This window comes from Chryseobacterium contaminans (genome assembly GCF_001684955.1).
In the GTDB taxonomy this organism is placed as follows: Bacteria; Bacteroidota; Bacteroidia; order Flavobacteriales; family Weeksellaceae; genus Chryseobacterium; species Chryseobacterium contaminans.
In genome coordinates this window covers 1-1,643 of the sequence record NZ_MAYF01000199.1, presented here as the reverse complement: position 1 = coordinate 1,643, position 1,643 = coordinate 1, and the positions used below count along the sequence as shown (strand labels likewise).

Below are 1,643 nucleotides of genomic sequence, written 5' to 3'. Positions count from 1 at the left end.
ACTTTATCCGGGTTTAAAAGTGTCAATTTGCCCCAAAAACCTTGCTTTTCAATTCTTTTACAGACATCCGCATTGGTTTTCATCGCTCCGGGATTCACTACGCTTACAAAAACATTGGTGTCTTTTAATTCTTCATGCAGTCCTCTAGAAAAAGAATGGATAAAACTTTTGGATGCAGGGTATACTGTCTTAAACCCTATCGGAGAAAATGCAGCCATGCTTGAAACATTTAAAATATAAGCTTTAGGCTGCTTTAAAAGGTTGGGAAGCAACTGATGGGTAATAAGAGAAGTTGCGGTTACATTAACCTGCAAAATCGTGTTGATATAGTCTGAGGTGGCCTCTGTAAACTTCTTTGTTCCTCCAAGCCCCGCATTATTGATTAAAATATGAATATTAAAAGACGAATTGAGCCATTCTGTAAGCTTCATCACGTTTTCATTGACAGAAAGGTCCACTTCATAACAATGTGCTTTTATTTGATACCTTTCTTCAAGTTTCAGAGAAAGTTGTTGTAAGTTTTGATTGGGAAGACTTACCAGGATAAGATTGATGTTTTTTTCTGCCAGTTTTTCAGCAAAGGCTTTTCCCAGTCCCTGGCTTGCTCCTGTAACTACAGCGTATGATTCTTTGGTGTCCATAAAATTAAATTTTACGGTACAAAGCTATCATGGAAATTCTCTTTGAATGTTCCGGATTATCTGAACGAACTTATTTTCAATCAAAAAACAAACACAATACAATCAATTGAAAAACAAACGATTAAATATTAACAAAAAGTAAAAGTTTATAAATTGGAACTTATTTTTTAAACTCGGAAGGAGTTTGTCCTGTCACTTTTTTAAAAGTGGTATTGAAGGAAGTCTTGGAATTGAATCCGGATTCATATGCAATTCCCAGAATGGATAATTTACTGCCGGAATCTTTAAGAAGCAGCTTGGCATACTCAACCCTGAACTCATTCACGTATTGGAAAAAATTCTTTTGAAAACCAGTATTGATAACATATGACAAATGATGGGTAGAAACAGACAACATCTCTGCCAGTTTGATAAGGTTCAGCTCGCTGTCCAGATAAGGTTTCCGGTTTTCCATTATATTTTCAAGATGTGTTTTGATTCTTTCCAGCTCTTCATCCGATATCAGCTTTCTTTTTACTTCTTCTGAATCTGAATCATCCTGAATAGAGATTAATTCCTCACGCTGTTTTTCTTCCAATGGATAGATTTCCTTCTGTTTTAACGAATAATAGCCCACGCAATAAATAACAAGCAGGAAGACAGCATTGATAAAGAAGTTTAATGATTTGGGATCATAAAACAAGTTATACACTACGTAAATAATATTTACGGCAAGAATCACCAGAATAATGTATTCCAGCCAGTTCAGGTTGATTCCTTCAGTATTGGAAGAAAACTGCTGGATCTTTCGCTGATGCTTTCTGATGGTGATATAAGAAAGTAAGGTATAAAACAAGGCCTGAACCAGGATAAGAATAATGCTTAAAGACTCAAAAGAGGTATACCCTAATCTCACCAATACAAGGCATATCACAAATGCTGCCGGCAAAAGCAGAAACTTTAGATCTGTTATTTTAAATCTGAAAGAAGGATTGGTATAAAATAATACGCTGAAATAAAAAA

General features: G+C 35.2%; 2 protein-coding genes. Both read right to left on the bottom strand.

Features of this window, described 5'->3' with window-relative positions; all coding sequences use genetic code 11:
• Positions 1-641 (bottom strand): SDR family NAD(P)-dependent oxidoreductase (locus BBH99_RS11510; RefSeq protein ID WP_066695652.1); only part of this gene is annotated, 641 nt, incomplete at its 3' end.
• A 160-nt stretch (positions 642-801) separates the two neighbouring features.
• On the bottom strand, positions 802-1,643 hold an 842-nt coding region (locus tag BBH99_RS11505; RefSeq protein WP_066695647.1), incomplete at its 5' end, for a helix-turn-helix domain-containing protein.